General features: G+C 64.0%; 23 protein-coding genes and 1 pseudogene. 22 read left to right on the top strand and 2 right to left on the bottom strand.

What is annotated here, in order from left to right; all coding sequences use genetic code 11:
- The first annotated feature begins 653 nt into the window (after positions 1 to 653).
- From gyrA to cysM, 16 genes are all read left to right on the top strand, one after another.
- Positions 654 to 3,293 carry a DNA gyrase subunit A gene (gene gyrA / locus QCE69_RS10885; protein ID WP_309917896.1) on the top strand — a complete coding sequence of 880 codons (2,640 nt, stop codon included), beginning with the start codon at positions 654 to 656 and terminating at the stop codon, positions 3,291 to 3,293.
- A gap of 200 nt (positions 3,294 to 3,493) precedes the next feature.
- Complete coding sequence (locus QCE69_RS10880) at positions 3,494 to 4,105, top strand: DUF2059 domain-containing protein (RefSeq protein WP_309811638.1); 612 nt, start codon at positions 3,494 to 3,496, stop codon at positions 4,103 to 4,105.
- Between the two features lie 187 nt (positions 4,106 to 4,292).
- A complete protein-coding gene (gene serC / locus QCE69_RS10875; protein ID WP_309931625.1) occupies positions 4,293 to 5,375 on the top strand; it encodes a 3-phosphoserine/phosphohydroxythreonine transaminase in 1,083 nt (360 codons plus the stop codon).
- Between the two features lie 25 nt (positions 5,376 to 5,400).
- On the top strand, positions 5,401 to 6,483 hold the full coding sequence (gene pheA, locus QCE69_RS10870) for a prephenate dehydratase (RefSeq protein ID WP_309930652.1): 1,083 nt from the start codon (positions 5,401 to 5,403) through the stop codon (positions 6,481 to 6,483).
- Positions 6,484 to 6,503: 20 nt separating this feature from the next.
- Positions 6,504 to 7,484, top strand: coding sequence for a prephenate dehydrogenase/arogenate dehydrogenase family protein (locus QCE69_RS10865; RefSeq protein WP_309930651.1), 981 nt, complete (start codon positions 6,504 to 6,506; stop codon positions 7,482 to 7,484).
- Positions 7,485 to 7,520: 36 nt separating this feature from the next.
- Positions 7,521 to 8,825 carry a 3-phosphoshikimate 1-carboxyvinyltransferase gene (gene aroA, locus QCE69_RS10860; RefSeq protein ID WP_309917884.1) on the top strand — a complete coding sequence of 435 codons (1,305 nt, stop codon included), beginning with the start codon at positions 7,521 to 7,523 and terminating at the stop codon, positions 8,823 to 8,825.
- A gap of 75 nt (positions 8,826 to 8,900) precedes the next feature.
- Positions 8,901 to 9,608, top strand: coding sequence for a (d)CMP kinase (gene cmk / locus QCE69_RS10855; RefSeq protein ID WP_309930650.1), 708 nt, complete (start codon positions 8,901 to 8,903; stop codon positions 9,606 to 9,608).
- Positions 9,609 to 9,727: 119 nt separating this feature from the next.
- Positions 9,728 to 11,458 carry a 30S ribosomal protein S1 gene (gene rpsA, locus QCE69_RS10850; protein ID WP_309809303.1) on the top strand — a complete coding sequence of 577 codons (1,731 nt, stop codon included), beginning with the start codon at positions 9,728 to 9,730 and terminating at the stop codon, positions 11,456 to 11,458.
- A gap of 23 nt (positions 11,459 to 11,481) precedes the next feature.
- Positions 11,482 to 11,811 carry an integration host factor subunit beta gene (locus QCE69_RS10845; RefSeq protein WP_309809301.1) on the top strand — a complete coding sequence of 110 codons (330 nt, stop codon included), beginning with the start codon at positions 11,482 to 11,484 and terminating at the stop codon, positions 11,809 to 11,811.
- A 311-nt stretch (positions 11,812 to 12,122) separates the two neighbouring features.
- Positions 12,123 to 12,416: a LapA family protein gene (locus tag QCE69_RS10840; protein WP_309809299.1), complete on the top strand. Its 294-nt coding sequence runs from the start codon at positions 12,123 to 12,125 to the stop codon at positions 12,414 to 12,416.
- Positions 12,417 to 12,464: 48 nt separating this feature from the next.
- Positions 12,465 to 13,640: a lipopolysaccharide assembly protein LapB gene (gene lapB, locus QCE69_RS10835; RefSeq protein ID WP_309809297.1), complete on the top strand. Its 1,176-nt coding sequence runs from the start codon at positions 12,465 to 12,467 to the stop codon at positions 13,638 to 13,640.
- Positions 13,641 to 13,719: 79 nt separating this feature from the next.
- Positions 13,720 to 15,123, top strand: coding sequence for a UDP-glucose/GDP-mannose dehydrogenase family protein (locus QCE69_RS10830; protein ID WP_309917878.1), 1,404 nt, complete (start codon positions 13,720 to 13,722; stop codon positions 15,121 to 15,123).
- Positions 15,089 to 16,075 carry a D-glycero-beta-D-manno-heptose-7-phosphate kinase gene (rfaE1, locus tag QCE69_RS10825; RefSeq protein WP_309930649.1) on the top strand — a complete coding sequence of 329 codons (987 nt, stop codon included), beginning with the start codon at positions 15,089 to 15,091 and terminating at the stop codon, positions 16,073 to 16,075. Before QCE69_RS10830 ends, rfaE1 begins: the two co-directional genes overlap by 35 nt.
- A 23-nt stretch (positions 16,076 to 16,098) precedes the next feature.
- Positions 16,099 to 17,091, top strand: coding sequence for an ADP-glyceromanno-heptose 6-epimerase (gene rfaD, locus QCE69_RS10820; RefSeq protein WP_309809291.1), 993 nt, complete (start codon positions 16,099 to 16,101; stop codon positions 17,089 to 17,091).
- Between the two features lie 74 nt (positions 17,092 to 17,165).
- On the top strand, positions 17,166 to 17,552 hold the full coding sequence (locus QCE69_RS10815) for a helix-hairpin-helix domain-containing protein (RefSeq protein WP_309917875.1): 387 nt from the start codon (positions 17,166 to 17,168) through the stop codon (positions 17,550 to 17,552).
- Positions 17,553 to 17,854: 302 nt separating this feature from the next.
- Positions 17,855 to 18,757, top strand: coding sequence for a cysteine synthase CysM (gene cysM, locus QCE69_RS10810; RefSeq protein ID WP_309917872.1), 903 nt, complete (start codon positions 17,855 to 17,857; stop codon positions 18,755 to 18,757).
- Positions 18,758 to 18,834: 77 nt separating this feature from the next.
- Here the strand turns inward: cysM and mltB are convergent, their stop codons facing one another.
- The gene (mltB, locus tag QCE69_RS10805; RefSeq protein ID WP_309917868.1) at positions 18,835 to 20,007 is read right to left on the bottom strand and encodes a lytic murein transglycosylase B; all 1,173 of its coding nucleotides are present in this window, start codon (positions 20,005 to 20,007) and stop codon (positions 18,835 to 18,837) included.
- Positions 20,008 to 20,392: 385 nt separating this feature from the next.
- Between mltB and QCE69_RS10800 the strand changes: the two genes are divergently transcribed.
- The gene (locus tag QCE69_RS10800) at positions 20,393 to 21,316 is read left to right on the top strand and encodes a histone deacetylase family protein (protein WP_309930648.1); all 924 of its coding nucleotides are present in this window, start codon (positions 20,393 to 20,395) and stop codon (positions 21,314 to 21,316) included.
- On the opposite strand, the gene QCE69_RS10795 is transcribed toward QCE69_RS10800, so the two are convergent.
- The gene (locus QCE69_RS10795; protein WP_309930647.1) at positions 21,313 to 22,215 is read right to left on the bottom strand and encodes an alpha/beta hydrolase; all 903 of its coding nucleotides are present in this window, start codon (positions 22,213 to 22,215) and stop codon (positions 21,313 to 21,315) included. The genes QCE69_RS10800 and QCE69_RS10795 overlap by 4 nt on opposite strands.
- Positions 22,216 to 22,375: 160 nt before the next feature.
- Between QCE69_RS10795 and QCE69_RS10790 the strand changes: the two genes are divergently transcribed.
- The 5 genes and pseudogenes from QCE69_RS10790 to QCE69_RS10770 all read left to right on the top strand — a co-directional run.
- A complete protein-coding gene (locus QCE69_RS10790; protein WP_309930646.1) occupies positions 22,376 to 23,410 on the top strand; it encodes a methionine ABC transporter ATP-binding protein in 1,035 nt (344 codons plus the stop codon).
- On the top strand, positions 23,400 to 24,053 hold the full coding sequence (locus QCE69_RS10785) for a methionine ABC transporter permease (RefSeq protein WP_309809278.1): 654 nt from the start codon (positions 23,400 to 23,402) through the stop codon (positions 24,051 to 24,053). The genes QCE69_RS10790 and QCE69_RS10785 overlap by 11 nt, the downstream gene beginning before the upstream one ends.
- A gap of 34 nt (positions 24,054 to 24,087) precedes the next feature.
- Positions 24,088 to 24,879 (top strand): MetQ/NlpA family ABC transporter substrate-binding protein, encoded by a 792-nt coding sequence (locus QCE69_RS10780; RefSeq protein WP_309917856.1) that lies wholly within the window; start codon positions 24,088 to 24,090, stop codon positions 24,877 to 24,879.
- A gap of 179 nt (positions 24,880 to 25,058) precedes the next feature.
- The gene (locus QCE69_RS10775) at positions 25,059 to 25,808 is read left to right on the top strand and encodes an electron transfer flavoprotein subunit beta/FixA family protein (protein ID WP_309809274.1); all 750 of its coding nucleotides are present in this window, start codon (positions 25,059 to 25,061) and stop codon (positions 25,806 to 25,808) included.
- 15 nt (positions 25,809 to 25,823) lie between these two features.
- Positions 25,824 to 25,922, top strand: a pseudogene (locus QCE69_RS10770) (electron transfer flavoprotein subunit alpha/FixB family protein); the annotation flags it as partial.

Raw genomic sequence — 25,922 nt, 5'->3', positions numbered from 1 at the left:
CCTACGGAACAAAACGCCCTGTATAGACTTCGAGCAGTGTCTAACTTTGTGCGTTGGCATTTTGCCATATCGTTCCCTTGCAACGATAAAAATATCCCCGCACCCTCAAGCCCCGCAACCTTATGTGGTGCTTCCGCAACATGATGGGGACAGGAAGCGGCGCACGCCAAAGAAGGCGCAAAACGTGCGCACATTACGTGCCTGAGCGCCATTTTCTGCGGGATTTCAACGCTGAATCTTTTGCCGCCGACAAAACGGCGAGGCGGCATCATAGCCCGTTCACATGACCAACCGACGATACGCGTTCCCGCGATTTTGTAAATGTTTGGAACAGCGTTGCGCATTGCGAACTTCGGGTTCGCCATCCGGTTACGACTGCTGATCCGTGACACACACACTATGTATACGCACGGCGTCCGGTCGAGCAGGTGGCGCATGTTAGAATTTCCTGATGCGCTGCGTTCGCAGTGTGTGAAAAAGCCTGAAGCAAAGCCACGAAGCGAGGCATACAGCGAGGCATGCAGCGGACGTCGGCCCCGGGCCGCGCGGCGCATGTCACGCGGCTGGCGGGCGCGTGACGAGCATTCGAAGCCGGAATTCGACGCTCCCGAACGCGCTGCCGTGTCGCCGCTGCACAGTTCAAGACACGGATAATGGATCAATTCGCCAAAGAGACTCTGCCAATCTCCCTCGAGGAGGAAATGCGCCGTTCGTATCTCGATTACGCGATGAGCGTGATCGTCGGACGTGCGCTTCCCGATGTCCGCGATGGCCTCAAGCCGGTGCATCGCCGGGCGCTGTATTCGATGCACGAGCTGAACAACGACTGGAACCGCGCGTACAAGAAGTCGGCGCGTATCGTCGGCGACGTCATCGGTAAATACCATCCTCACGGCGACGCCTCCGTCTACGAGACCATCGTGCGCATGGCGCAGCCCTTCTCGCTGCGCTACATGCTGGTGGACGGCCAGGGCAATTTCGGTTCGGTCGACGGCGACAACGCCGCCGCCATGCGCTACACCGAAATCCGCATGGCGAAGATCGGCCACGAGCTGCTGGCCGACATCGACAAGGAAACCGTCGACTTCGGTCCGAACTACGACGGCAGCGAAAACGAGCCGCTCGTTCTGCCGGCCCGAATCCCGAATTTGCTCATCAACGGTTCGGCGGGTATCGCGGTCGGCATGGCCACGAACATTCCGCCGCACAACCTGCGCGAAATCGTCGACGCCTGCCTGCATCTGCTGCACACGCCGGAGGCCACGGTCGACGAACTGATCGAGATCGTGCCCGCGCCGGACTTCCCGACCGCCGGCATCATCTACGGCGTCGCCGGCGTACGCGACGGCTATCGCACGGGCCGCGGGCGCGTCGTGATGCGCGCGACCACGCACTTCGAAGAGATCGACCGCGGCCAGCGCATGGCCATCATCGTCGACGAAATCCCGTATCAGGTGAACAAGCGCACGCTGCTCGAGCGCATCGCCGAACTCGTCAACGAGAAAAAGCTGGAAGGCATCTCCGACATCCGCGACGAATCCGACAAGAGCGGCATGCGCGTCGTGATCGAGCTGAAGCGCGGCGAAGTGCCCGAAGTCATCCTGAACAACCTGTACAAGCAGACGCAGCTGCAGGACACGTTCGGCATGAACCTGGTCGCGCTCGTCGACGGCCAGCCGAAGCTCCTGAACCTGAAGGAGATGATCGAATGCTTCCTGTCGCATCGACGGGAAGTGCTGACGCGGCGCACGGTCTACGAACTGCGCAAGGCGCGCGATCGCGGCCACGTGCTCGAAGGCCTGGCGGTGGCGCTCGCGAACATCGACGAATTCATCGCCATCATCAAGGCGGCGCCCACGCCGCCTATCGCGCGTCAGGAATTGATGGCGCGTCCGTGGGATTCGTCGCTCGTGCGCGAAATGCTCACGCGCACCGAAACCGAAGCCTCGGGCGGCCGCGCGGCCTATCGTCCGGAAGGGCTGAATCCCGCGTACGGCCTGCAGGAAGACGGACTGTATCGTCTGTCCGACGTGCAGGCGCAGGAAATCCTGCAGATGCGCCTGCAACGCCTGACCGGTCTGGAGCAGGACAAGATCGTCGGCGAATACCGTGAAGTGATGGCGCAGATCGCCGATTTGCTCGACATCCTCGCGCGTCCGGAACGGATTCGCCAGATGATCGTCGACGAGCTCGGCCAGATCCGTGCGGAGTTCGGCGACGACCGCCGTTCGCGCATCGAGATGAACGCGACCGAGCTCAACACCGAAGACCTGATCACGCCCACGGACATGGTCGTCACCATGTCGCACGCGGGCTACGTGAAGTCGCAGCCGCTGTCCGAATATCGCGCGCAGAAGCGCGGCGGGCGCGGCAAGCAGGCGACGCAGATGAAGGAAGACGACTGGATCGACACGCTGTTCATCGCGAACACGCACGATCACATGCTGTGCTTCTCGAATCGCGGCCGCGTGTACTGGATCAAGGTGTACGAAGTGCCGCAGGGCTCGCGCAATTCGCGCGGCCGCCCGATCGTCAACATGTTCCCGCTGCAGGACGGCGAGAAGATCAACGTCGTGCTGCCGATCAAGGAATTCTCGGCAGACAAGTACGTGTTCATGGCCACGTCGCTTGGCACCGTCAAGAAGACGCCGCTCGAGGCGTTCAGCCGCCCGCTGAAGAAGGGCATCATCGCGGTGGGTCTGGACGAAGGTGACTACCTGATCGGCGCCGCGATCACCGACGGCGAACATGACGTCATGCTGTTCTCCGATTCCGGCAAGGCCGTGCGTTTCGACGAGAACGACGTGCGCGCCATGGGCCGGGAGGCACGCGGCGTGCGGGGCATGCAGCTGGAAGACGGGCAGCAGGTCATCGCTCTGCTGGTGGCGGGCGGCGAAAACCAGTCGGTGCTGACCGCAACGGAAAATGGCTACGGCAAGCGCACGCCGATCAACGAGTACACGCGTCATGGCCGCGGCACGAAGGGCATGATCGCGATCCAGACGTCGGAGCGCAATGGCCGCGTGGTGGCTGCAACGCTCGTCGAGCCGGAAAGCGAGATCATGCTGATCACGAATTCGGGCGTGCTGATTCGCACGCGAGTGTCCGAGATCCGCGAGATGGGCCGCGCAACTCAAGGTGTTACACTCATCAGCCTTGACGAGGGAACCAAGCTGTCGGGCTTGCAGCACATCGCCGAGGCGGAAGCCGAAGCGGAACTCGACGAAGGCGATGCACCGCTGAATGGCAATGAGTCCGGCAACGAATCTGCGCCGGGCGATGAGGATGCCTGATGGCGCTTGTGTTGTGTCGCTCGTTCCAACTCGTCGTAGCCGCGGTTCAAGCCGGGGTTAAGCATTTGTAAGCTTGGATTGGTTAAGCTGCGCGACGCAGCGCGTGAAGATGCTGTAACCGGCCGTCCGCCGATTCGGCTTCAAATAACGCAAACGCTCGTGGCCAGTGCTGAACTGGATATTTTCTACAGGGAGTAATGATGCAAGGACGTTTCAAGCAGTGGATGTTGCTGGCCGCATTCGTGCCGACTTTCGCAATGGCTCAGTCGCTTCAGAACCAGGCGCCGGCCACGTCGGCAGCTCCGGCGCCGGCAGCAGCACCGGTTGATCCGGCCAAGCAAGCCGCGATCAAGGACCTGCTCGATGCCATCGACGCGCAGAAGCTGGTTGGCGCAATCGGCAACAGCGCACAGATGCAGTCGAAGCAACTCGTCCCGGCCATCCTCTCGGACGCGCTCTCGGAGAACAAGTCGCTGAACGACAAGCAAAAGCAGGCTGCCGTCCCGACGCTGCAGAAGAACGCAGTGCCGAAGCTGGTTGACTCCGCGGGCCAGGTTTTCGCGACCGACGCATTCCGCAAGGACGCCATGCAGGCTCAGTACGACGCGTACGCGAAGTACTACACGACGGACGAGATCAAGGATCTGACCACGTTCTACAAGAGCCCGACGGGCCGCAAGTTCATTCAGGTGCAGGACCAGGTTGGCCGTGATGTGGTCAACGGCCTGATGCAGAAGTACATGCCGCAAGCCATCAAGGCAACGCGCACGCAAGCCGACCAGGAAGTGGCGAGCGTCAAGCCGGGCAAGTAAGCACGGCGGCATCGTCCGGACGGACCAGGCGAAGGGGCTGACGGCCCCTTTCGTTGGCGCGTTTCCTGGACAGTGCCATAATGGCTGTTTGCGCGTGAGCGCAAGCAGCCATTTCTTTTTTGGGCGTGAACACGCGGTAATTACCTGGCCGCTGTTCGTTTCGCGCCTGCCATCCGGACTTTCTCAGATGCGCGTGTTCAATTTCTCCGCCGGCCCCGCCGCGATGCCAGAAGAAGTGCTCCAGCAGGCAGCCGATGAAATGCTCGACTGGCAAGGCAGCGGCATGAGCGTGATGGAAATGAGCCACCGCGGCGCCGAATTCATGTCGATCCACGAGGCAGCGCTCACCGACCTGCGTGAACTGCTGAAGGTGCCGGCTTCGCATCGCATCCTGTTTCTGCAGGGCGGCGGTCTCGGCGAGAACGCCATCGTGCCGATGAACCTGTTCGGCGGAAGGCACACGGTGGATTTCGTCGTGACCGGTTCGTGGTCCACGAAGTCGTTCAAGGAAGCGCAGAAATACGGCACGGCCCATCTCGCGGCGAGCGGCAAGACGGAAGCGGGCTTCACGCGCGTGCCGGCCTTCGACGAATGGCAGCTGTCCGACGATCCGGCCTACGTGCATCTGTGCTCGAACGAAACCATCGACGGCGTCGAGGCCTTCGAGATTCCGGATCTCGGCGATATCCCGCTGGTCGCCGACGCTTCCTCGCACATCCTCTCGCGTCCCATGGACATCGCCAAGTACGGCGTGCTCTTCGGCGGCGCGCAGAAGAACATCGGCATGGCGGGCGTCACGGTCGTGATCGTGCGCGAAGACTTGCTGGACCGCGCACTGCCCATCTGTCCGTCGGCGTTCGAGTGGAAGACCGTCGCCGAAAACAATTCCATGTACAACACGCCGCCCACCTATGCGATCTATATCGCGGGGCTCGTCTTCAAATGGCTGAAGAAGCAGGGCGGACTGGAAGCGATCGAAGCGCGCAACGTCGAGAAGGCGAAGCTGCTCTACGACACCATCGATTCCAGTGCTTTCTACGTCAACAAGGTGGAGCGGCAGAACCGTTCGCGCATGAACGTGCCGTTCTTCCTCGCCGACGAATCGCGCAACGCGGATTTCCTGGCCGGCGCGAAGGCGCGCGGGCTGTTGCAACTGAAGGGCCACAAGTCCGTCGGCGGCATGCGGGCATCGATCTACAACGCGGTGCCGGTCGAGGGCGTCAAGGCGCTCGTCGAATACATGAAGGATTTCGAGCGCGCCAGCGCTTAAACCGGCATCACACATCTAGCACCGCATGGACGACGATCTCAATTCGCAACTCAAACCCCTGCGTGAGCGCATCGACGCGCTCGACGCGCAACTTATCGCGCTGCTGAACCAGCGTGCCTCCGTCGCGCTCGAAGTGGGCGAGGTGAAGAAGCATTTCAACGCGCCGGTGTTTCGTCCCGAGCGCGAGCTGCAGGTCATCGCGCGGCTTCAGGAGATGAGCCAGGGTCCGCTCGCCGACGACCACATTGCGTCGATCTGGCGCGAGATCATGGCCGCGAGCCGCGCGCTCGAACAGAGCATCAGCGCGGCATTCCTGGGCCCGGTCGGCACCTATAGCGAACAGGCGATGTTCGAGTATTTCGGACATTCCATCCACGGCGTGCCGTGTCCTTCGATCGACGAAGTGTTCCGCGCGGTCGAAGCCGGCGCGGCCCAGTACGGCGTCGTGCCCGTCGAGAATTCGGCCGAGGGCGCGGTGTCGCGCACGCTCGACCTGTTGCTGTCCACGTCCTTGCTGATCGGCGGCGAGCTAGCCTTGCCGATCCATCACAACCTGCTGACGGCGTCCGGCACGCTCGACGGCGTCAAGCGCGTGTGCGCGCATCCGCAGGCGCTCGCGCAGTGCCAGCGCTGGCTCGCCGCCAATGCGCCGCAGCTCGAGCGGCAGGCGGTATCGAGCAACGCCGAGGCGGCGCGCATGGCGGTGGAAGATGCGACGGTCGCGGCCATCGCCGGCGACCGCGCGGCCACGCATTACGGTCTCGGCGTCGTGTTCTCGATGATCCAGGACGATCCGCACAATCGCACGCGTTTTGTGATCATCGGCCGGGAGCCGACGGGGTCGAGCGGCCACGATCAGACTTCGCTGATCGTCACGGTGAAGAACGAGTCGGGCGCGGTGTTCAAGCTGCTGGAGCCGCTCGCGGCGCACGGCGTGTCGATGAACCGTTTCGAGTCGCGCCCGGCGCGTGCCGGCACGTGGGAGTACTACTTCTACATCGACATCGAAGGTCATCGCGATGATCCGTCCGCCGCCGCCGCCCTCGACGAACTCGGGCGCAAGGCCGCGTTCCTCAAGATTCTCGGTTCGTACCCGCGCGCCCGCTGAGCGGCTCGTTGCCGCCGCGCATGCGTGGCGGTCCGGTTTCCTGCGTCGCACGACGCGCTTTTATCGATGTCCCCGTGGCTGCGTTCTCTTTCAACAAACTCGTTATTCTCGGCGTCGGCCTGATAGGCGGATCGCTCGCGCGCGCGCTGCGTGAACGCGCGGGACTCGCGGGGCGGATCGTCGGCGTGGGGCGTTCGGCGCAGTCGGTGGCGCGCGCGCTCGAGCTAGGCGTGATAGACGAAGCCGTTGCGCTCGACGACACCCCCGCGCTGACGCGCGCGCTCCAGGGCGCCGACCTCGTGCTGCTCGCGGCGCCGGTCGCGCAGACGGGCCCGCTGCTCGCGCGGATTGCGCCGTTGCTGGACCCGCACGCCATCGTCACCGATGCCGGCAGCACCAAGAGCGACGTCGTCGCGGCCGCGCGGCAAGCGCTGGGCGCGCGGATCGCGCAATTCGTGCCGGGGCATCCGATCGCGGGCCGCGAGTCGAGCGGCGTCGATGCGGCGTTGCCGGAGCTGTACGTCGGGCGCAATGTCGTGCTGTGTCCGCTGACGGAGAACGCGCTCGCCGACGTGGAGCGCATCGCCTCGATGTGGCGCGCCACCGGCGCCTGCGTGCGCGAGATGAGCGAGGCGCAGCACGATCGCGTGTTCGCTTCGGTGAGCCACTTGCCGCACGTGCTGTCGTTCGCGCTCGTCGACCAGATTCTTGCCACGCCCGACGCCGAGCTGAAATTCTCGTTTGCGGCGGGCGGATTCCGCGACTTCACGCGCATCGCCGCGTCGAGTCCGGAAATGTGGCGCGACATCTGTCTGGCGAACCGCGCCGCGCTGCTCGCCGAACTGGACGATTACACGGCCGTGCTCGCGCGTTTTCGCGCGGCGATCGAGGCATCGGACGGCGCCGCGCTCGAAGCAGCGTTCGCGCGCTCGCGCGTGGCGCGCCGGGAATGGCAGGAACGTGGCGGCGTCAGGCCGGCCGGTGAAAGCGCGGAAAAGTGAGCCGCGGAGAAGCACGCAGTAAAACAAGGACACACTATGGAACATCTGGATCTCGGACCTTTCTCGCGCGCGTCCGGCACGGTGCGCTTGCCCGGGTCGAAGAGCATCTCGAACCGCGTGCTGCTGCTCGCGGCATTGTCGAGCGGCGAAACCTCGATCACCAATCTGCTCGATTCCGACGACACCCGCGTGATGATCGCCGCGCTCAAGACGCTCGGCGTTGGCGTCCGCGAGGAAGGCGAGCGGATCGTCGTGGCCGGGACGGGCGGCGCGTTTCCGTCGAAGTCGGCGGAGTTGTTCCTCGGCAACGCCGGCACGGCGGTGCGCCCGCTGACCGCGGCGCTGGCCGTCAACGGCGGTGAATACCGCGTGCACGGCGTGCCGCGCATGCACGAGCGGCCGATCGGCGATCTCGTCGACGGGCTGCGTCAGATCGGCGCGCAGATCGACTACGAACTCAACGACGGCTTTCCGCCGCTCAGGATCCACCCGGCGAAGATCGCGGTGGACCGTCCCGTGCGCGTGCGCGGCGACGTGTCGAGCCAGTTCCTCACCGCGCTGCTGATGAGCCTGCCGGTGGCCGAAGGGCGCAACGGGCCGGTGACGATCGAGATCGAGGGCGAGCTGATTTCGAAGCCTTATATCGACATCACCATTCGCCTGATGGAGCGCTTCGGCGTGCGCGTCGAGCGCGACGGCTGGGCGCGCTTCACGATTCCGGCCGGCGCCGGCTATCGCTCGCCGGGCGCGATCATGGTGGAAGGCGATGCGTCGTCGGCCTCGTATTTTCTGGCGGCGGGCGCGATCGGCCACGGTCCGGTGCGCGTGGAAGGCGTCGGGCGGTCGAGCATCCAGGGCGATGTCGGATTCGCCGACGCGCTCAACCGCATGGGCGCGAACATCATGATGGGCGAGGACTGGATCGAGGTGCGGGGCGTCGAGTCCGACGACGGCAGGCTCGCTGCCATCGACATGGATTTCAACCTGATTCCCGATGCCGCGATGACCATCGCGGTGGCCGCGCTGTTCGCGAACGGCACGACGACGCTGCGCAATATCGCGAGCTGGCGCGTGAAGGAAACCGACCGCATCGCCGCGATGGCGACGGAACTGCGCAAGGTCGGCGCGACGGTGGAAGAGGGCGCGGACTATCTCGTGGTCACGCCGCCCGCGACCCTCACGCCGGGCGCCGCGATCGACACCTACGACGATCACCGCATGGCCATGTGCTTCTCGCTGGTGAGCCTGGGCGGCGTGCCGGTGCGCATCAACGATCCGAAATGCGTGAACAAGACGTTCCCGGACTACTTCGAGCGCTTCGCGGCCCTCGTGAAGGCGTAACCGGCGTGCGGTACCGTGAAGCGCGATGACTTTGATTTCAACGGCAACACTAACGGGCCAGTACGGCCAGATTCAATGAAACCGACCCGTCCATTCGACCCCATTCCAGTGATCACCATCGACGGGCCGACCGCTTCGGGCAAGGGCACGGTCGCCGCGGTCGTCGCGGCGACGCTGGGCTTCCACCTGCTCGACAGCGGCGCGCTGTACCGGCTGGCGGCGCTCGCGAGCGTGCGCTATCAGATCGCGACGGACGATGCGGCCGGCCTTGCAAAGCTGATCGAGTCGCTCCATATCACCTTCCGCGAAGGCTGCGCCCAGCTCGATGGCGTGGATGTGTCCGGCGAAATCCGGCAGGAAGAAGTGGGCAACCGCGCCTCTGCCATCGCCGTCCACCACGAGGTGCGTCAGGCGCTGGTCGCGCGCCAGCGGGCCTTCCGCAAGCGCCCGGGACTGGTCGCCGACGGCCGCGACATGGGCACCGTGATCTTCCCGGACGCCACGCTGAAGGTGTTTTTGACGGCGAGCGTCGAGGCGCGCGCTGCCAGACGGCATAAGCAATTGATGCAAAAAGGTTTTTCTGCTAACATAGATGACCTGCTGCGCGATTTGCGCGAACGGGACGCCCGGGACATGAACCGGAGCGTCGCGCCGCTCAAGCCTGCAGCGGATGCGAAGACGCTGGACACCTCCGGTCTGTCCATCGACCAGGCGGTCGAGCAGATCATCGGCTGGTACAGCGGGATTCGCGTAGTGCAACAACAAGCAAGCAGCAAGCAGTAGACGCAGGCAGCAAGGTGTTCCGCCGGGAGGCGGGACGTGTGTAAAACCCCTTAACCCCGTACGGCTTTGCGTTTCACCGGTCCAGCATGGGATTGTTCCCGGACCACCGCGCAAGGGCTGTGCAAATACAGATTTTTATGTCCGACCTGCAAACCTCCACCCCGAATACCGAATCTTTCGCGGCTCTGTTCGAAGAGTCGCTGACCAAGCAGGACATGCGCGCTGGCGAAGTGATCTCCGCCGAAGTCGTGCGCGTCGACCACAACTTCGTGGTCGTCAACGCTGGTCTCAAGTCCGAAGCCTATATTCCGCTCGAAGAATTCCTGAACGACGCGGGTGAAGTGGAAGTGCAGGCGGGCGACTTCGTTTCCGTCGCGATCGACGCGCTGGAAAACGGCTATGGCGACACCATCCTGTCGCGCGACAAGGCGAAGCGCCTCGCTTCGTGGCTGTCGCTGGAAAAAGCGCTGGACAACAACGAACTCGTGACCGGCACGATCACCGGCAAGGTCAAGGGCGGCATGACCGTGATGGTCAACGGCATCCGCGCGTTCCTGCCGGGTTCGCTCGTCGACACGCGTCCGGTCAAGGACACGACCCCGTACGAAGGCAAGACGCTCGAATTCCGCGTCATCAAGCTGGACCGCAAGCGTAACAACGTGGTGCTGTCGCGCCGCGCGGTGATCGAAGCCACGCAAGGCGAAGAGCGCGCAAAGCTGCTCGAGACGCTGAAGGAAGGCGCGATCGTCGAAGGCGTGGTCAAGAACATCACCGACTACGGCGCGTTCGTGGACCTCGGCGGCATCGACGGCCTGCTGCACATCACCGACATCGCATGGCGTCGCGTGCGTCACCCGTCGGAAGTCCTGTCGGTTGGCCAGGAAGTCACCGCCAAGATCCTCAAGTTCGACCAAGAGAAGAACCGCGTTTCGCTGGGCATCAAGCAATTGGGCGACGATCCGTGGGAAGGTATCTCGCGCCGTTACCCGTCGGGCACGCGCCTGTTCGGCAAGGTCACCAACATCACCGACTACGGCGCATTCGTCGAAGTGGAATCGGGCATCGAAGGCCTGGTTCACGTGTCGGAAATGGACTGGACCAACAAGAACGTTGCGCCGTCGAAGGTTGTCCAGCTGGGCGACGAAGTCGAAGTCATGGTTCTCGAAATAGACGAAGACCGCCGCCGTATCTCGCTCGGCATGAAGCAGTGCAAGCCGAATCCGTGGGATGACTTCAGCCGCAACTACAAGAAGGGCGACAAGCTGTCCGGCGCCATCAAGTCGATCACCGACTTCGGCGTGTTCATCGGTCTGCCTGGCGGCATCGACGGTCTGGTTCACCTGTCGGACCTGTCGTGGTCGGAAACCGGCGAAGAAGCCGTCCGCAAGTACAAGAAGGGCGACGAAGTCGAAGCCGTGGTTCTGGGCATCGACGTCGAGAAGGAACGCATCTCGCTGGGCATCAAGCAGCTGGAAGGCGACCCGTTCAGCAACTTCGTCGCGATCAACGACAAGGGCGCCATCGTCGACGGCGTCGTGAAGTCGGTGGATCCGAAGGGTGCTGTCATTGCGCTGAACGCGGATGTCGAAGGCTACCTGCGTGCTTCCGAAATCGCTCAGGACCGCGTGGAAGATGCGCGCAACGTGCTGAAGGAAGGCGACAAGGTCAACGCGATGATCATCAACATCGATCGCAAGTCGCGTGGCATCAACCTGTCGATCAAGGCGAAGGATTCGGCCGAACAGCAGGAAGCCATGCGCAGCCTGCAGGGCGACTCGAACGCCGCCGCGACCGGCACGACCAACCTCGGCGCGCTGCTCAAGGCCAAGCTCGACGGCCAGAACAGCTAAGCCCTTAACGGCACGGCTGCAGAATGACCAAATCGGAATTGGTCGCCCAGTTGGCGTCGCGATTTCCGCAACTTGTCCTCAAGGATGCGGATTTCGCGGTGAAGACGATGCTCGATGCGATGTCGGAGGCCTTGGCCAACGGTCACCGCATCGAGATTCGCGGCTTCGGCAGCTTCGGGCTCAACCGTCGTCCGTCGCGCGTCGGGCGTAATCCCAAGTCGGGGGAGAAAGTGCTGGTGCCGGAGAAATTCGTGCCGCACTTCAAGCCGGGCAAGGAATTGCGCGAACGCGTCGACGGCCGTTCGGGCGAGCCGCTGAAGATGTCGAATGACGATGATTCGGACGATCTCTGATCGGCCGGGTTTGTCGGCGGGGATGCCCCGAACGTATCGTCGGCCAGCGGGCCATCGACCAGAGAAAGCACCCTTCGGGGTGCTTTTTTCATGGGCGCTGCATTTGCACGCGCTGTGTACTCGACGGGTGCGTGGCTTGCTGAAAGACGAGCAAAGCGCCGGCGACTGCCGGTGCGCATAAGCATCAATTACAATACCGGTCACTTTGACCTCGTAACATGCTTCGCTCGCCGTTCCACAATAAACGGCCGCATCCTGCACCGCTGCATGCGCCACGTGTACCACCCGCAACCGCTCCCGCGAGACCTCGTATGAAATTCATTGTCTGGCTGATCCGCGTCCTGGTTTTCGTGCTGCTTCTGGTGCTGGCCCTGGCCAACACCCAGACGGCGACGCTGAATTTCCTCGCCGGCTATGCCTGGCAAGCGCCGCTGATCCTGATCGGCCTGGCGTTTTTCGTCGTTGGATTGCTGGCGGGACTCGTCTCCGCGTTGCCGGCGCGGGTGCGCCTGCGCATGGAGAACGGCCGTCTCAAGCGCGAACTGCGCGTGGCGCGCGAGACGCCGGTGGTGAAGGAAGAACCGCCGATGCCGCCGCTCATCTGAACATGACGCCCGCGGCCGGCAGACACCTCACTCTTCTCGACTAATCGCATGGATCTAGACTTCTGGTGGCTGCTCGTCATTCCCGTCGCGTTCGCGCTGGGCTGGATGACGTCCCGCTATGACCTGAAAACGCTGCTGTCCGAGAATGCGAACCTGCCGCGCTCGTACTTCCGCGGCCTCAACTTCCTCCTCAACGAGCAACACGACAAGGCCATCGACGCCTTCATCGAAGTTGCCAAGCTGGATCCGGAAACCATCGAACTGCACTTCGCGCTCGGCAACCTGTTCCGTCGCCGGGGCGAGACCGATCGCGCGATCCGCGTGCATCAGAACCTGCTGAGCCGCGCCGATCTGCCGGTCGCGGAACGCGATCACGCGCTCTACGAACTGGGCCAGGATTTCCTGAAAGCCGGCTTGCTGGACCGCGCCGAGGAAACCTTCCGCTCGCTCGATTCCGGCGAATACTCGCTCGGCGCGAAACGCGCGCTGCTGACCATCTACGAGATCGAGAAGGACTGGCCGAAGTCCATCGCGACGGCCGAGCAGATCGAGAAGATGGGCGCACCGTCGCTGCACATGGAGATCGCGCATTTCCATTGCGAGCTCGCGCAGGAAGCGTTGCAGCGCAAGAATCCCGATGGCGCGCGCGCGGAGCTGAAACTCGCGCTGGCGTCGAATCCGGACAACGTGCGCGCGACCATCCTCGGCGGCGACGTGGAAGCGGCCGCCGGCAACCTGGACGGCGCGATTGCGCACTGGAAGCGCGTCGAGGAGCAGAACGAGGCGTATCTTCCGCTGGTCGCCGAAAAGCTGATGAAGGCCTACAGCGCGCTCGAGCGCAAGGAAGACGGCGTCGCGCTGCTGACCGAGTACGCGAGCCGCTATCCGTCGAACGATTTGCTCGATGTCGCGTACAAGCACGTGCAGGAACTGCGCGGACTGGAAGCGGCGCACGCGCTGGCGCGCAAGCAAATGGAGAGCGCGCCGAATCTCGCGGGCATGACGCGCCTGCTCGAAGCGCAGGAAGCGACGGCCGAGGAACCGCGCCGCGGCGAACTCGAACTGATGCGCAATCTGGTGAAGCAGCGCACCAAGAATCTGCCGCGTTACACGTGCCAGACCTGCGGTTTCCGCGCGCGGCTATTCTATTGGCAGTGCCCCGGCTGCAGCGGCTGGGAGACCTACGCGCCGCGCCGCGTCGAGCCGATCACGAGTTCGGCCTGAGCCGCGCGAGCAGAATCGGAACACGCGTGAAAGCGGGCGCTGCGTGCGCCCCGGCAATTCAGACCTCACTGGAAAGCGTATGAAAGTGACCATCGTCGGCACGGGTTATGTCGGTCTAGTGACCGGCGCGTGTCTCGCCGAAATCGGCAATGACGTGTTTTGCGTGGATGTCGATCCGCGCAAGATCGAGATTCTCAACAACGGCGGCGTGCCCATCCACGAGCCGGGCCTGCAGGAAATGCTCCGGCGCACGCGCGCCGCGGGCCGCATCCAGTTTTCCACCGACGTGAAAGCGAGCGTCGAGCACGGCGACATCCAGTTCATCGCCGTCGGCACGCCGCCGGATGAAGACGGCTCCGCCGACCTGCAATACGTGCTCGCGGCGGCGCGCAACATCGGCAAGTATTCGAACGGCTTCAAGGTGATCGTCGACAAGTCGACGGTGCCGGTCGGCACGGCGCTCCAGGTGGGACGCGTCGTCGCCGAGGAACTCAAGGCGCGCGGCCTCGACGGCTCGGACAAGCACGGCTTCTCGGTCGTGTCGAACCCGGAGTTTCTGAAAGAAGGCGCGGCCGTCGATGACTTCATGCGGCCCGACCGCATCGTGATCGGCATCGACGACGATCATGCCGGCCAGCTCGCGCGCGAGAAGATGAAGCGCCTGTACGCGCCGTTCAATCGCAATCACGAACGCACGCTCTACATGGACGTGCGCTCGGCGGAGTTCACCAAGTACGCGGCCAACGCGATGCTCGCCACGCGCATCTCGTTCATGAACGACCTGTCGAATCTCGCGGATACCGTCGGCGCCGATATCGAAGCGGTGCGGCGCGGCATCGGCTCGGATCCGCGCATCGGCTATCACTTCCTGTATGCGGGCTGCGGGTATGGCGGCTCGTGTTTCCCGAAGGACGTGCAGGCGCTCGCGCAGACGGCCCGTGAAAACGGCCACACGCTGCGCATTCTCGAAGCCGTGGAAGCCGTCAATGACGACCAGAAGGAAGTGCTCGTCAACAAGATCGTGCGGCGCATGGGCGAGGATCTGCGCGGCCGTACCTTCGCGGTCTGGGGCCTGGCGTTCAAGCCGAACACCGATGACATGCGCGAGGCGTCGAGCCGCCGCATGATCCAGGCGCTGCTGAAGCGCGGCGCGTCGGTGCAGGCCTACGATCCGGTCGCGCGCGACGAGGCCGAACGCGTCTTCGCGCTCGATCTCGCGGATCGTGCGGAGGACATGAAGCGCCTGCACTTCGTGAAGACGCAGCAGGATGCGCTGACGAACGCCGATGCGCTCGTCATCGTGACCGAATGGAAGGAATTCAAGAGCCCCGACTTCGCTCATCTGAAAGGCGCGCTGAAGGCGCCGGTGATTTTCGATGGCCGCAATCTGTACGAACCGGAAGCGATGGCCGAACTGGGCATCGACTACTACGCAATAGGACGTCCCCATGTCGAACTCGACTCCAACGGCTCACGACATTAAGCACGACACCAGGACGGAGATTCCCGTCGTGCCGCGCGCGCGCGTCGCGGCGGCGCGCGTGCTGGTGGTCGGCGACGTGATGCTCGACCGCTACTGGTTCGGCGACGTCAACCGCATCTCCCCCGAAGCACCCGTGCCGGTCGTGCACGTGCAGAAGAAGGAAGATCGCTTGGGCGGCGCGGCCAATGTCGCGCGCAATGCGGCGGCGCTCGGCGCGCAGGCGGGTTTGCTGTGCGTCGTGGGACACGACGAGCCGGGTGAACGCGTGGTCGAATTGCTCGGCGAGAGCAAGGTCGCGGCGCATCTGGAACGCGATCCCGAACTGCTCACGACCATCAAGCTGCGGGTGTTGTCGCGTCAGCAGCAATTGCTGCGCGTGGACTTCGAGAACACGCCGAATCACGAAGTGCTGCGCGCGTGCCTCGAACGCTTTGCCGAGATCCTGCCGCAGCACGACGTGATCCTCATGTCCGACTACGCGAAGGGCGGCCTGACGCACGTCACGCAGATGATCGCCGACGCACGCCGCGCCGGAAAACCGGTCCTGGTCGATCCGAAGGGCGACGACTGGGACCGCTATCGCGGCGCGACGCTCATCACGCCGAACCGCGCGGAATTGCGCGAGGTCGTCGGACAATGGAAGTCGGAAGAAGACCTGCATGAGCGCGTGGCGAAGCTGCGTCGCGAACTCGAATTCGGCGCGCTGCTGCTGACGCGTTCGGAAGAAGGCATGACGCTCTTCACCGAAGGCCGGGTGGTGCATACATCGGCCGAAGCACGCGAAGTGTATGATGTCTCGGGCGCCGGCGACACCGTCATCGCGACGGTCGCCACCATGCTGGGCGCGGGCGTGCCGCTGGTCGATTCCATCGTGTATGCGAACCGCGCGGCGGGCATCGTGGTCGGCAAGCTGGGCACGGCCACCGTCGACTACAACGAACTCTTCGCCTGATTCCCTCTCTCTGATAAACCGCCATGACCATCATCGTTACCGGTGCGGCCGGATTCATCGGCAGCAACATCGTCAAGGCGCTCAATGAGCGCGGCGAACAGCGCGTGATCGCAGTCGACAATCTCACGCGCGCCGACAAGTTCAAGAATCTCGTCGATTGCGACATCGACGATTACCTCGACAAGACCGAATTCGTCGAGCGCTTCAAGCGCGGCGATTTCGGCAAGGTACGCGCGGTGTTCCATGAAGGCGCCTGTTCGGACACGATGGAAACCGACGGCCGCTACATGATGGACAATAACTTCCGCTACAGCCGCGACGTGATGGACACGTGCCTCGCGCAAGGGGCGCAGTTCCTCTATGCATCGTCGGCGGCTACCTACGGCGGATCGAGCAAGTTCGTCGAAGAGCGCGCGTACGAGAAGCCGCTCAACGTCTACGGCTACTCGAAGCTGCTGTTCGACCAGATCGTGCGCCAGGTGTTGCCGCAGGCGAAGAGCCAGATTGTCGGCTTCCGCTATTTCAACGTGTATGGGCCGCGTGAGACGCACAAGGGCCGCATGGCGTCGGTCGCGTTTCACAACTTCAACCAGTTCCGCTCGGAAGGCAAGGTCAAGCTGTTCGGCGAATACAACGGCTATGCAGCGGGCGAGCAGACGCGCGATTTCATCTCGGTGGAAGACGTGGTGAAGGTGAATCTGTTCTTCTTCGATCATCCGGAGAAGTCGGGCATCTTCAATCTCGGCACGGGCCGCGCGCAGCCGTTCAACGACATCGCCTCGACCGTCGTGAACTCCTTGCGCGCGCTCGACGGCGAGGCCACGCTGTCGCTCGCGGAACTCGTGCAGCGCGGCTTGCTGGAATACATCGCGTTTCCGGACGCGCTGCGCGGCAAGTATCAATGCTTCACGCAGGCCGACCAGTCGAAGTTGCGCGCAGCCGGCTACGACGCGCCGTTCTTGACGGTTCAGGAAGGCGTCGACCGCTACGTGCGCTGGCTGTTCGGCCAGCTATAAACGCGCGCCTTCCCTCACTACACTGGGTCTCACGGTCGGCAGGTCGCCGGCCGGTTCCTCACGGAGACTCAGTCATGTTCAAGCACGCACTCTCGTCCCTTGCCGCGCTCGCGCTGATCCTTTCCCTTGGTTCGGCGTTCGCGGCCGTCGACGTCAACACCGCAGATGTCGACGCGCTGCGCGGCGTCAAGGGCATCGGCCCGGCCAAGGCGAAGGCCATTCTCGACGAACGTCAGGCGCACGGCCCGTTCAAGGACGCCGGCGATCTCAGCACGCGCGTGAAGGGCATGGGCGGCAAGACCGTCCAGCGTCTGGAAGCGGAGGGGCTGACCATCGGCGCCTCCACCAAGACAGCAGCTGCACCGCCCGGTAACGCGGCACCGCCCGGCGCGGCCAACGCGGCGGTCGCCACGCCGGTGTCGGCGTCCGCCTCGGCCAAGCCGGTGGTGGTCAAGAAGTAACCGGCAGCGTCGTTGAATGGCTCCGGGCGCGCTCTGGTGCGCAGCGCGTGACCGGGCCTTGGGCTTCGGACTCCTTCAGCCTGTAGAGCGTTTGGGCTCCCCGCGGTGTGCCTCCCGCGGGGCTTTTTGCATGCATGATGGGTGGCTGAAGCTGTCGAAGGGATTACGGCGCCGGCGCAGACCATCCGGGCGGCAGGGCCGCGTGAACGTCGAAAGGACCGCTGGGCTACAATCGACCAACCCCCTTACCTCTGTTTTCACGCCAGCCGTACTCGTGCGTGAAACCTGATTCCGCTCCGCATATGGCTTACATGACTATCGAAGACACGATCGGCAACACGCCGCTCGTGCAGCTCGTCCGCGTCGTGGACGATGAAATCCGCAGCCGCAACAATGTCGTGCTGGGCAAGCTCGAAGGCAACAATCCGGCGGGTTCGGTGAAGGACCGTCCGGCTGCGTCGATGATCCGCAAGGCCGAGGAACGCGGCCGCATCAAGCCGGGCGACACGCTGATCGAAGCCACGAGCGGCAACACCGGCATCGCGCTGGCCATGGCCGCCGCCATGCGCGGCTACAAGATGGTGCTGCTGATGCCCGAGGATCTCTCGGTGGAACGTCGCCAGAGCATGGCGGCGTATGGCGCCGAGATCATCCTGACGCCGGTGAAGGGCGGCATGGAATACGCACGCGACCTCGCCGACCAGATGCAGCGCGACGGCCGCGGCATCATCCTCGACCAGTTCGCGAATCCGGACAACCCGCTCGCGCACTACGAAGCCACGGGCCCGGAACTCTGGAAGCAGACCGAAGGACGCATTACGCACTTCGTGTCGTCCATGGGCACGACCGGCACGATCATGGGCGTGTCGAAGTATCTGAAGGAGCAGAACGAGAAGATCGAGATCATCGGCGCGCAGCCGGAAGAGGGCTCGCGTATTCCGGGCATTCGCAAGTGGCCGGAAGCGTATCTGCCGAAGATCTTCGATCGCAGCCGCGTGGATCGCGTCGAGAACGTGAGCCAGGCCGCGTCGGAAGCCATGGCGCGGCGCCTCGCTTCCGTCGAAGGCATCTTCGCGGGTATTTCGTCAGGAGGCGCGTGTGAAGTCGCGCTGCGTATCGCGCGTCAGGTCGAGAACGCGACCATTGTGTTCATCGTCTGCGATCGCGGCGACCGGTATCTGTCGACGGGCGTGTTTCCCGCTTAAGGTCCAGACGGTTTGTAGCGCTCAATGAGAAAACCCCGGCGTGCCGGGGTTTTCTTCATGTTCGAGCGAACCGCGCGCTATTGTGAATTCGCGCCCGTATCGCCCGCGATCATGCGCGCCTTCACCGCCTCGCCCAGCTGATACACCGCAAGCGCGTAGAAAAAGCTGCGGTTGTAGCGCGTCAGCACATAGAAGTTCTTCAGTCCGAGCGTGTACTCCGTCGCGCGCCCCGGCGTGGGCAGATCGACGACCGTGAGCGGCGTGGCAGCTTCGGCCGCGAGATTCAGGCCCGGCTCGTTGAGCAGCATGCCGGCCTTGGTCAGCTGCGCGAGCGACCACTTCGGCTCCGGCGATCCATCCGCCGCCGCCTGGGCAATGCCCTGGCTGCCTTCGTCGCCGGCAATGCGCCACACCACCGGACGGCCCGCTTCCCAGCCGTTCTGCTTCAGATAATTCGCGACACTGCCGATGGCATCCGCCGGACTCGTGCGCAGGTCGATGCGGCTGTTGCCGTCGTAGTCCACCGCGTACTGCACGATGCTGCTCGGCAGGAACTGCGGAATGCCGATCGCGCCCGTGTAGGAGCCGAGCACCGTGGTCGGATCGATCTGCGAATCGCGCGTCCACACGAGCAGGTCTTCGAGGTTCTTGCGGAAGGTCGCCATGCGCTCGGCGCGGTTCGGCGTGTTCGGGTAATCGAAGGTGAGCGTGGTCAGCGCGTCGAGCGCGCGGAAGTTGCCCATGTAACGGCCGTAGATCGTCTCCACGCCGATGATGCCCACAATGATCTCCGGCGGCACCCCGAACTGCTCGGCGGCGCGCTTGAGCGTCGCCTGATTGGCGCGCCAGAACTTCACGCCCGCATTGATGCGCACCGGCTCGATGAAGCGCGCCTGGTATGCGCGCCAGTTCTTGGTCGCGGGCGTGGGCGAGGGCAGCACCAGCTTCGCCGCCGTGGCCGAATAGCTGACGCGCGCGAACAGGTCGTGCAGCGCGGAGGAATCGAAGTCGTAGCGCGCCACCATGTCGTTGATGAACGCCTCGACATTCGGATTGTTCGCGTAACGCTGCGGCACGATCTCTTCTTCGAACATCTGGCCTTGCGGCGTCGCGGTCTGGGGTTGCTGGGACTGGGCGACGGCGCCGGTTGCGCCGAGGCAGCCGAGCGCGCAGACGAGTGCAGCGAGGAACGCGCGTGGAGTCGGCTTGAACGGGGCCGCGAGGTCGGACGGAGCAAACTGAAAAGTCATGGTGTGCGTGGTTGGGGCGGTTGGAGCGATGCCGGATGTTCGGACGGCACGACGCTCGTGGAGCCGGTCTCGAGTGGGCCTTGATTCTGCCGCGGTGCTTCAGTGCTTCAGGTGGCTCGAGCCGGCCTTTGATCTGGATCGACCGGGGTCGATCCGCAACGATTCTCAACGGGACGCAACGGCCTGCGACGGGCCGCGCGCAGTGGCACGGCCGGCAAGGCGTCGGGGCAGTATAACCGACGCCTCGCGCCCGTACCGGCCAAGTCCGCGGGCGCGGCCGTCATCGGGAACGCTGTGGTAACTTAGCGTCAAAGGCGCGGCCCGAGGTCGTGTATGACGAAAAAAGACGAGACGAGAGCCGACGAAAGCGGCATTGCGAGACATCATGGCGACCGGCTTCTACTCCCACCCCGACTGCCTCCAGCACGACAACGGCCAATGGCATCCCGAATGCCCGGCACGCTTGCAGGCCATTGAAGATCAACTGATCGCGAGCCGCATCGACGCGCTGATCGAACGCGAGGAAGCCCCGCTCGCCGACGAAGCCGAACTTGCGCGCGTGCATACGCAGGCGCATATCGACTACATCAAGAGCCGCACGCCCGAGCACGGACGCAGCGAACTGGACCCCGATACCTCGATGTGCCCCGCGTCCTATCAGGCCGCGTTGCGCGCGGCGGGCGCGGCGGTCGCGGCCACCGATGCCGTCATCGAAGGACGCTATGACAACGCGTTCTGCAGCGTGCGTCCGCCGGGCCATCATGCGGAGCCCGCGCGCGCGATGGGCTTTTGTCTCTTCAACAACGTCGCGATCGCGGCGCGGCATGCGCTCGAGGTGCATGGCCTGCAGCGCGTCGCCATCGTCGATTTCGACGTGCATCACGGCAACGGCACCGAAGCCGCCTTCAGCGGCGACCCGCGCGTGCTGATGTGCAGCTTCTTCCAGCATCCGTTCTATCCGTTCAGCGGCGCCGGCAATCATGCGGACAACATGGTCAACGTGCCGCTCGCCGCGCGCACCAAGGGCATGGAAGTGCGCGAAGTGGTCGACATGCTGTGGCTGCCGCGGCTCGAGGCATTCAAGCCGCAGATGATCTTCTTCTCCGCCGGGTTCGACGCCCATCGCGAAGACGACATGGCCAACATGGGCCTCGTCGAGGACGACTACGCGTGGATCACCGAGCAGATCCGCGGGGTGGCTCAACGTCACGCGCAAGGGCGTATCGTCAGTTGCCTGGAAGGCGGCTACAACCTCTCGGCGCTCGGCCGCAGCGTGGTCGCGCATCTGCGCGCGCTCGCGGAGATCTAGCCGGACGCATGCGTGCGCGCATGCTCGGCGCGCACGAGGATCCAGTCGATGAGTTCACGGATCACGCGATCCCGATCCAGGTCGTTGAGCGTCTCGTGCGCGCCGTCCTGAACCATCGCGAGGGTGCTGTCGGTCGAGCCGACGTGCGCTTCGAATTCACGGCTGCCGGCGGGATCGCAGATGGCGTCGGCGGTGCCGTGGAAGATCCGCAGCGGCAACTCGAGCGTCGCGCGCTGCGCCGCCACGCGCTCCATGCCGGCGAGAATCTGCGCGGCCGTGCGCGCGGGCACCGGACCGTGATGCACAAGCGGATCACGCTGATACGCGCTCACCACACCGCTTGCACGCGACAGCAACGCAGGGTCGATGCTGAACGCGGCCATGCGCGGTGCGATCAGCCCTGCCAGCCGGCTTAGTGCGAGCTTCCAGCGCGGCGTGCCCGGCCCCGGCTTCAGCGCAGGACTCGACAAGATCAGCCCAGCCAGCTTCCTTTGCGGCGCGCGCTCGATCGCATACAGCGCCGCAATCGTTCCGCCCATGCTGTGGCCCATCAGGAAGAGCGGCGTGGCGGCGGGCGGCGTCGCGGCGCAGGCTTCGAGCAGCACGTCGGTATCGCGCAGATAGTCGTTGAAAACGCGCACCTGCACGCGCGGCCCCGACGACTTGCCGTGCCCGCGCAAATCGACCGCAATCAATTCAATGGCCGCCGCATTCAGCGCGAGCGCCAGCGCGTCATAGCGGCCCGCGTGCTCGCCCAGGCCATGCACGAGCGCCACGCGCGCAAGCACCGCCTGCGTCTCGCCGTCCCGCGCCGGTTGCCAGCGATGCAGCAGCAAATCGACGCCATGGCGCGTCGTAACCATGCTTGTCGAATAGAGCGTGCGTGCCTTGCCTGTCATTTCGATGAGTTATTAGGTGATCTGAAATCATTATTAAACAGAATGAAGCCGGTCCTGTAAAATCGCGGGCGAACAGGACAAAACCAGCTTCAGCTTCATCAAGCGGCGGCGGCTGCGCGGGTGCATGCACCTGGCGAGGCCTTCCGCCGTTTGCATTTCCATGATCGAAATTCACAATCTCTCACAACGTTTCGCCGGGCCCCGGGGCTGGGTCGAGGCGTTGCACAACGTCAATCTGACGATTCCCGCCGGCGAAGTCTTCGGCATCATCGGGCGCAGCGGCGCCGGCAAGAGCACGCTGGTGCGCACCATCAACCTGCTGACGCGGCCGAGCGAAGGCAGCGTCGTGGTGGGCGGCCGCGACCTCATGACGCTCTCGCGCGACGACCTGCGGGCCGCGCGCCGCGACATCGGCATGATCTTCCAGCATTTCAACCTGCTCAGTTCGCGCACCGTGTACGGCAACGTCGCGCTGCCGCTCGAACTCGCCGGCAAGAAGCGCGACGAGATCGAAGCCGCCGTGCTGCCGCTGCTCGAACTGGTCGGCCTGACGCAGCACAAGGACAAATATCCCGCGCAGATCAGCGGCGGCCAGAAGCAGCGTGTGGGCATCGCGCGGGCGCTGGCGAGCAAGCCGAAGGTGCTGCTTTCGGACGAGGCCACCTCCGCGCTCGATCCCGAAACCACACGCGCCATTCTCGACCTGCTGCGCCGGATCAATCGCGAACTCGGCCTGACCATCGTGCTCATCACGCACCAGATGGAAGTGATCAAGCAGGTGTGCGACCGCGTCGCGGTGCTGGAGGCGGGGCGCGTGGTGGAAGAGGGCAAGGTCGTCGATGTCTTCATGCGGCCGCATCACGAAGTGACGCGCGCATTGATCGGCGATGTCATCGCGCACGAACTGCCGCCCGCGCTGAAGGCCCGCGTGAGCGAGCGCCTCAAGACCGGCAGCGGACATCTGCTGCGGCTCGCGTTCACGGGCTCAGGCGTCGATCAGCCGATTCTCTCCGAGACCATCCGCCGCTACGAGCTCGATTTCAACATCCTGCATGGCCAGATCGACGAGATCCAGGGCCAGGCGTTCGGCTCGCTCGCGGTGCTGGCGGGCGGGCAACCGGTGAAGGTCGCGGAAGCGATCGACTATCTGCGCTCGCAGGGCGTCGTGGTGGAGGAGTTGTCCCATGTTGAGTGAGATGTTCGACATGTTCGTGCAGTCGTTCTGGGAAACGCTGGTCATGGTCGGCATCTCGGGACTCGTGGGCGCGGCCGTGGGCTTGCCGCTCGGCGTGCTGCTCTATCTGACCGACCGCGACAGCGTGCTGCCCAATATCGCGGTGAACCGCGTGCTCGGCGGCATCGTCAACGCGGTGCGCTCCACGCCGTTCATCATCCTGCTGGTCGCCGTGATTCCGTTCACGCGCCTGATCGTCGGCTCGTCGATCGGCACGGCGGCCGCCGTCGTGCCGCTGACCATCGCCGCCGCGCCGTTCGTCGCGCGCCTTGTCGAGACGGCGCTGCGCGAAGTGGATCGCGGACTCATCGAAGCCGCGCAGGCCATGGGCGCGTCCACCCGCCAGATCGTCTTCAAGGTGCTGCTGCCGGAATCGCTGCCGGGCGTCGTCGCCGGGCTGACCATCACGTTCGTCTCGCTGGTCGGCTATTCGGCAATGGCGGGCGCGATCGGCGGCGGCGGCCTGGGCGATCTCGGCATCCGCTACGGCTATCAGCGCTTCCTGCCGGAAGTGATGATCACCGTCGTCGTGATTCTCATCGTGTTCGTGCAACTCGTGCAGTCGTTCGGCGACTGGCTCGTGCGGCGCCTCAGCCACAAATAAATCATCCCAAGAAATCATCCCAAGAGACCACACCATGCAACGTCGATTCATCCTGAAGTTCGCCGCCGCGCTCCTGAGCGCATCGCTGTTCAACCTCGCTCACGCTGAAGACGCCATCAAGATGGGCGTGACAGGCGGCCCGCACGCGCAGATCATGGACGTGGTGAAGCAGGTCGCCGCGAAGAACGGCCTCAAGATCACGGTGATCGAATTCTCGGACTACGTGCAGCCGAATGCCGCACTCGCCGCCGGCGATCTCGACGCGAACAGCTACCAGCATCTGCCGTATCTCGACGCGCAAGTGAAGGATCGCGGCTACAAGCTCATCCGGATCGCGGATACGGTGACCTTCCCGATGGGCATCTATTCGAAGAAGCTGAAGTCGCTGGCGGCGCTGCCGAACGGCGCGCGCATCGCGGTGCCGAACGATCCGACCAACGGCGGCCGCGCGCTGCTGCTGCTGCAGAAGCAAGGTCTCATCAAGCTGCGCGCCGACGCGGGCCTGAAGGCCACGCCGCTCGACATCGCGGAGAACCCGAAGAAGCTGAAGATCGTCGAACTGGACGCGGCGCAGATTCCGCGCTCGCTCGACGACGTCGACGCTGCCGCCATCAACACGAACTTCGCGATGGAAGCGGGTCTGAAGCCGAAGTCGGATGCGATTGCCATCGAGGATCCGCACGGCCCGTACGTGAACATCATCGCGATCCGCGCCGCCGACAAGGACAAGCCGTGGGTCGCCAAACTGGTGGCGGCGTATCACTCGCCGGAAGTGAAGCAGTTCGTGGAAGGCAAGTACGCGGGTGCGGTCATCACCGCGTGGTAAGCAGCATCAAAAGGTGACGAGTACGGGTTTTCGTGGATGTGAATAGAACGACCGTTCGATAAAAATAGAGAAAATCCTATTGCACGATGACCCGGCCTGCCCGATTGCGGGGAAGTGAGCCGCCGCGTCGCTCGTATAATGACGCTGGGTTGACGTAATCGTAACTTTGGAGCGTGTGGATGAAAATTCTGGTGCCAGTCAAGCGCGTGGTCGACTACAACGTGAAGGTCCGCGTGAAATCGGACAACACGGGCGTCGATATCGCCAACGTGAAGATGTCGATGAACCCGTTCGACGAGATCGCCGTGGAAGAAGCGGTGCGTCTGAGGGAAGCGGGCGTTGCAACCGAAGTGATCGCGGTGTCGTGCGGCGTGACGCAATGTCAGGAAACGCTGCGCACGGCCATGGCAATCGGTGCGGATCGCGGCATTCTGGTCGAATCGGCCGATGAGCTTCAGCCGCTCGCCGTCGCGAAAATCCTGAAAGCGCTGGTCGATCAGGAAAAGCCTGAACTCGTCATTCTCGGCAAGCAGGCCATCGACGACGATTCGAATCAGACCGGCCAGATGCTCGCTGCATTGGCGGGACTGCCGCAAGCGACGTTCGCCTCGAAGGTCGTGATCGCCGATGGCAAAGCCACCGTCTCGCGCGAAGTGGACGGCGGCGCGGAAACGCTGTCGCTGAAGCTGCCGGCCGTCGTGACCACCGACCTGCGTCTCAACGAGCCGCGCTATGTGACGCTGCCGAACATCATGAAGGCGAAGAAGAAGCCGCTCACGACCGTGAAGCCGGCGGATCTCGGCGTGGATGTCGCGCCGCGCCTGAAGACGCTGAAGGTCGTCGAGCCGCCGAAGCGCAGCGCCGGCATCACGGTGCCGGACGTGAAGACGCTGGTCGAGAAGCTGAAGACCGAAGCCAAGGTGCTGTAAAGGAGACGCGAAAAAATGACGATTCTGGTAATTGCGGAACACGACAACGCGTCGATCAAGGCAGCGACGCTCAATACGGTTGCAGCGGCCACGAAGATCGGCGGCGACGTGCAT

It is taken from the genome of Caballeronia sp. LZ032 (assembly GCF_031451315.1).
GTDB lineage: Bacteria > Pseudomonadota > Gammaproteobacteria > Burkholderiales > Burkholderiaceae > Caballeronia.
This window is presented reverse-complemented; position numbering and strand designations above follow the sequence as displayed.

Excerpts from the sequence above, each read along its gene's own strand:
- mltB (WP_309917868.1), bottom strand. The coding sequence starts at position 20,007 with ATGACTTTTCAGTTTGCTCCGTCCGACCTCGCGGCCCCGTTCAAGCCG.
- QCE69_RS10880 (WP_309811638.1), top strand. The coding sequence starts at position 3,494 with ATGCAAGGACGTTTCAAGCAGTGGATGTTGCTGGCCGCATTCGTGCCG.
- aroA (WP_309917884.1), top strand. The coding sequence starts at position 7,521 with ATGGAACATCTGGATCTCGGACCTTTCTCGCGCGCGTCCGGCACGGTG.
- QCE69_RS10795 (WP_309930647.1), bottom strand. The coding sequence starts at position 22,215 with ATGACAGGCAAGGCACGCACGCTCTATTCGACAAGCATGGTTACGACG.
- QCE69_RS10790 (WP_309930646.1), top strand. The coding sequence starts at position 22,376 with ATGATCGAAATTCACAATCTCTCACAACGTTTCGCCGGGCCCCGGGGC.
- QCE69_RS10865 (WP_309930651.1), top strand. The coding sequence starts at position 6,504 with ATGCGTGGCGGTCCGGTTTCCTGCGTCGCACGACGCGCTTTTATCGAT.
- pheA (WP_309930652.1), top strand. The coding sequence starts at position 5,401 with ATGGACGACGATCTCAATTCGCAACTCAAACCCCTGCGTGAGCGCATC.
- rfaE1 (WP_309930649.1), top strand. The coding sequence starts at position 15,089 with ATGTCGAACTCGACTCCAACGGCTCACGACATTAAGCACGACACCAGG.
- QCE69_RS10815 (WP_309917875.1), top strand. The coding sequence starts at position 17,166 with ATGTTCAAGCACGCACTCTCGTCCCTTGCCGCGCTCGCGCTGATCCTT.
- QCE69_RS10840 (WP_309809299.1), top strand. The coding sequence starts at position 12,123 with ATGAAATTCATTGTCTGGCTGATCCGCGTCCTGGTTTTCGTGCTGCTT.
- rfaD (WP_309809291.1), top strand. The coding sequence starts at position 16,099 with ATGACCATCATCGTTACCGGTGCGGCCGGATTCATCGGCAGCAACATC.
- cmk (WP_309930650.1), top strand. The coding sequence starts at position 8,901 with ATGAAACCGACCCGTCCATTCGACCCCATTCCAGTGATCACCATCGAC.
- QCE69_RS10800 (WP_309930648.1), top strand. The coding sequence starts at position 20,393 with ATGGCGACCGGCTTCTACTCCCACCCCGACTGCCTCCAGCACGACAAC.
- QCE69_RS10780 (WP_309917856.1), top strand. The coding sequence starts at position 24,088 with ATGCAACGTCGATTCATCCTGAAGTTCGCCGCCGCGCTCCTGAGCGCA.
- lapB (WP_309809297.1), top strand. The coding sequence starts at position 12,465 with ATGGATCTAGACTTCTGGTGGCTGCTCGTCATTCCCGTCGCGTTCGCG.
- gyrA (WP_309917896.1), top strand. The coding sequence starts at position 654 with ATGGATCAATTCGCCAAAGAGACTCTGCCAATCTCCCTCGAGGAGGAA.
- QCE69_RS10830 (WP_309917878.1), top strand. The coding sequence starts at position 13,720 with ATGAAAGTGACCATCGTCGGCACGGGTTATGTCGGTCTAGTGACCGGC.
- QCE69_RS10785 (WP_309809278.1), top strand. The coding sequence starts at position 23,400 with ATGTTGAGTGAGATGTTCGACATGTTCGTGCAGTCGTTCTGGGAAACG.
- cysM (WP_309917872.1), top strand. The coding sequence starts at position 17,855 with ATGGCTTACATGACTATCGAAGACACGATCGGCAACACGCCGCTCGTG.
- QCE69_RS10845 (WP_309809301.1), top strand. The coding sequence starts at position 11,482 with ATGACCAAATCGGAATTGGTCGCCCAGTTGGCGTCGCGATTTCCGCAA.
- serC (WP_309931625.1), top strand. The coding sequence starts at position 4,293 with ATGCGCGTGTTCAATTTCTCCGCCGGCCCCGCCGCGATGCCAGAAGAA.
- QCE69_RS10775 (WP_309809274.1), top strand. The coding sequence starts at position 25,059 with ATGAAAATTCTGGTGCCAGTCAAGCGCGTGGTCGACTACAACGTGAAG.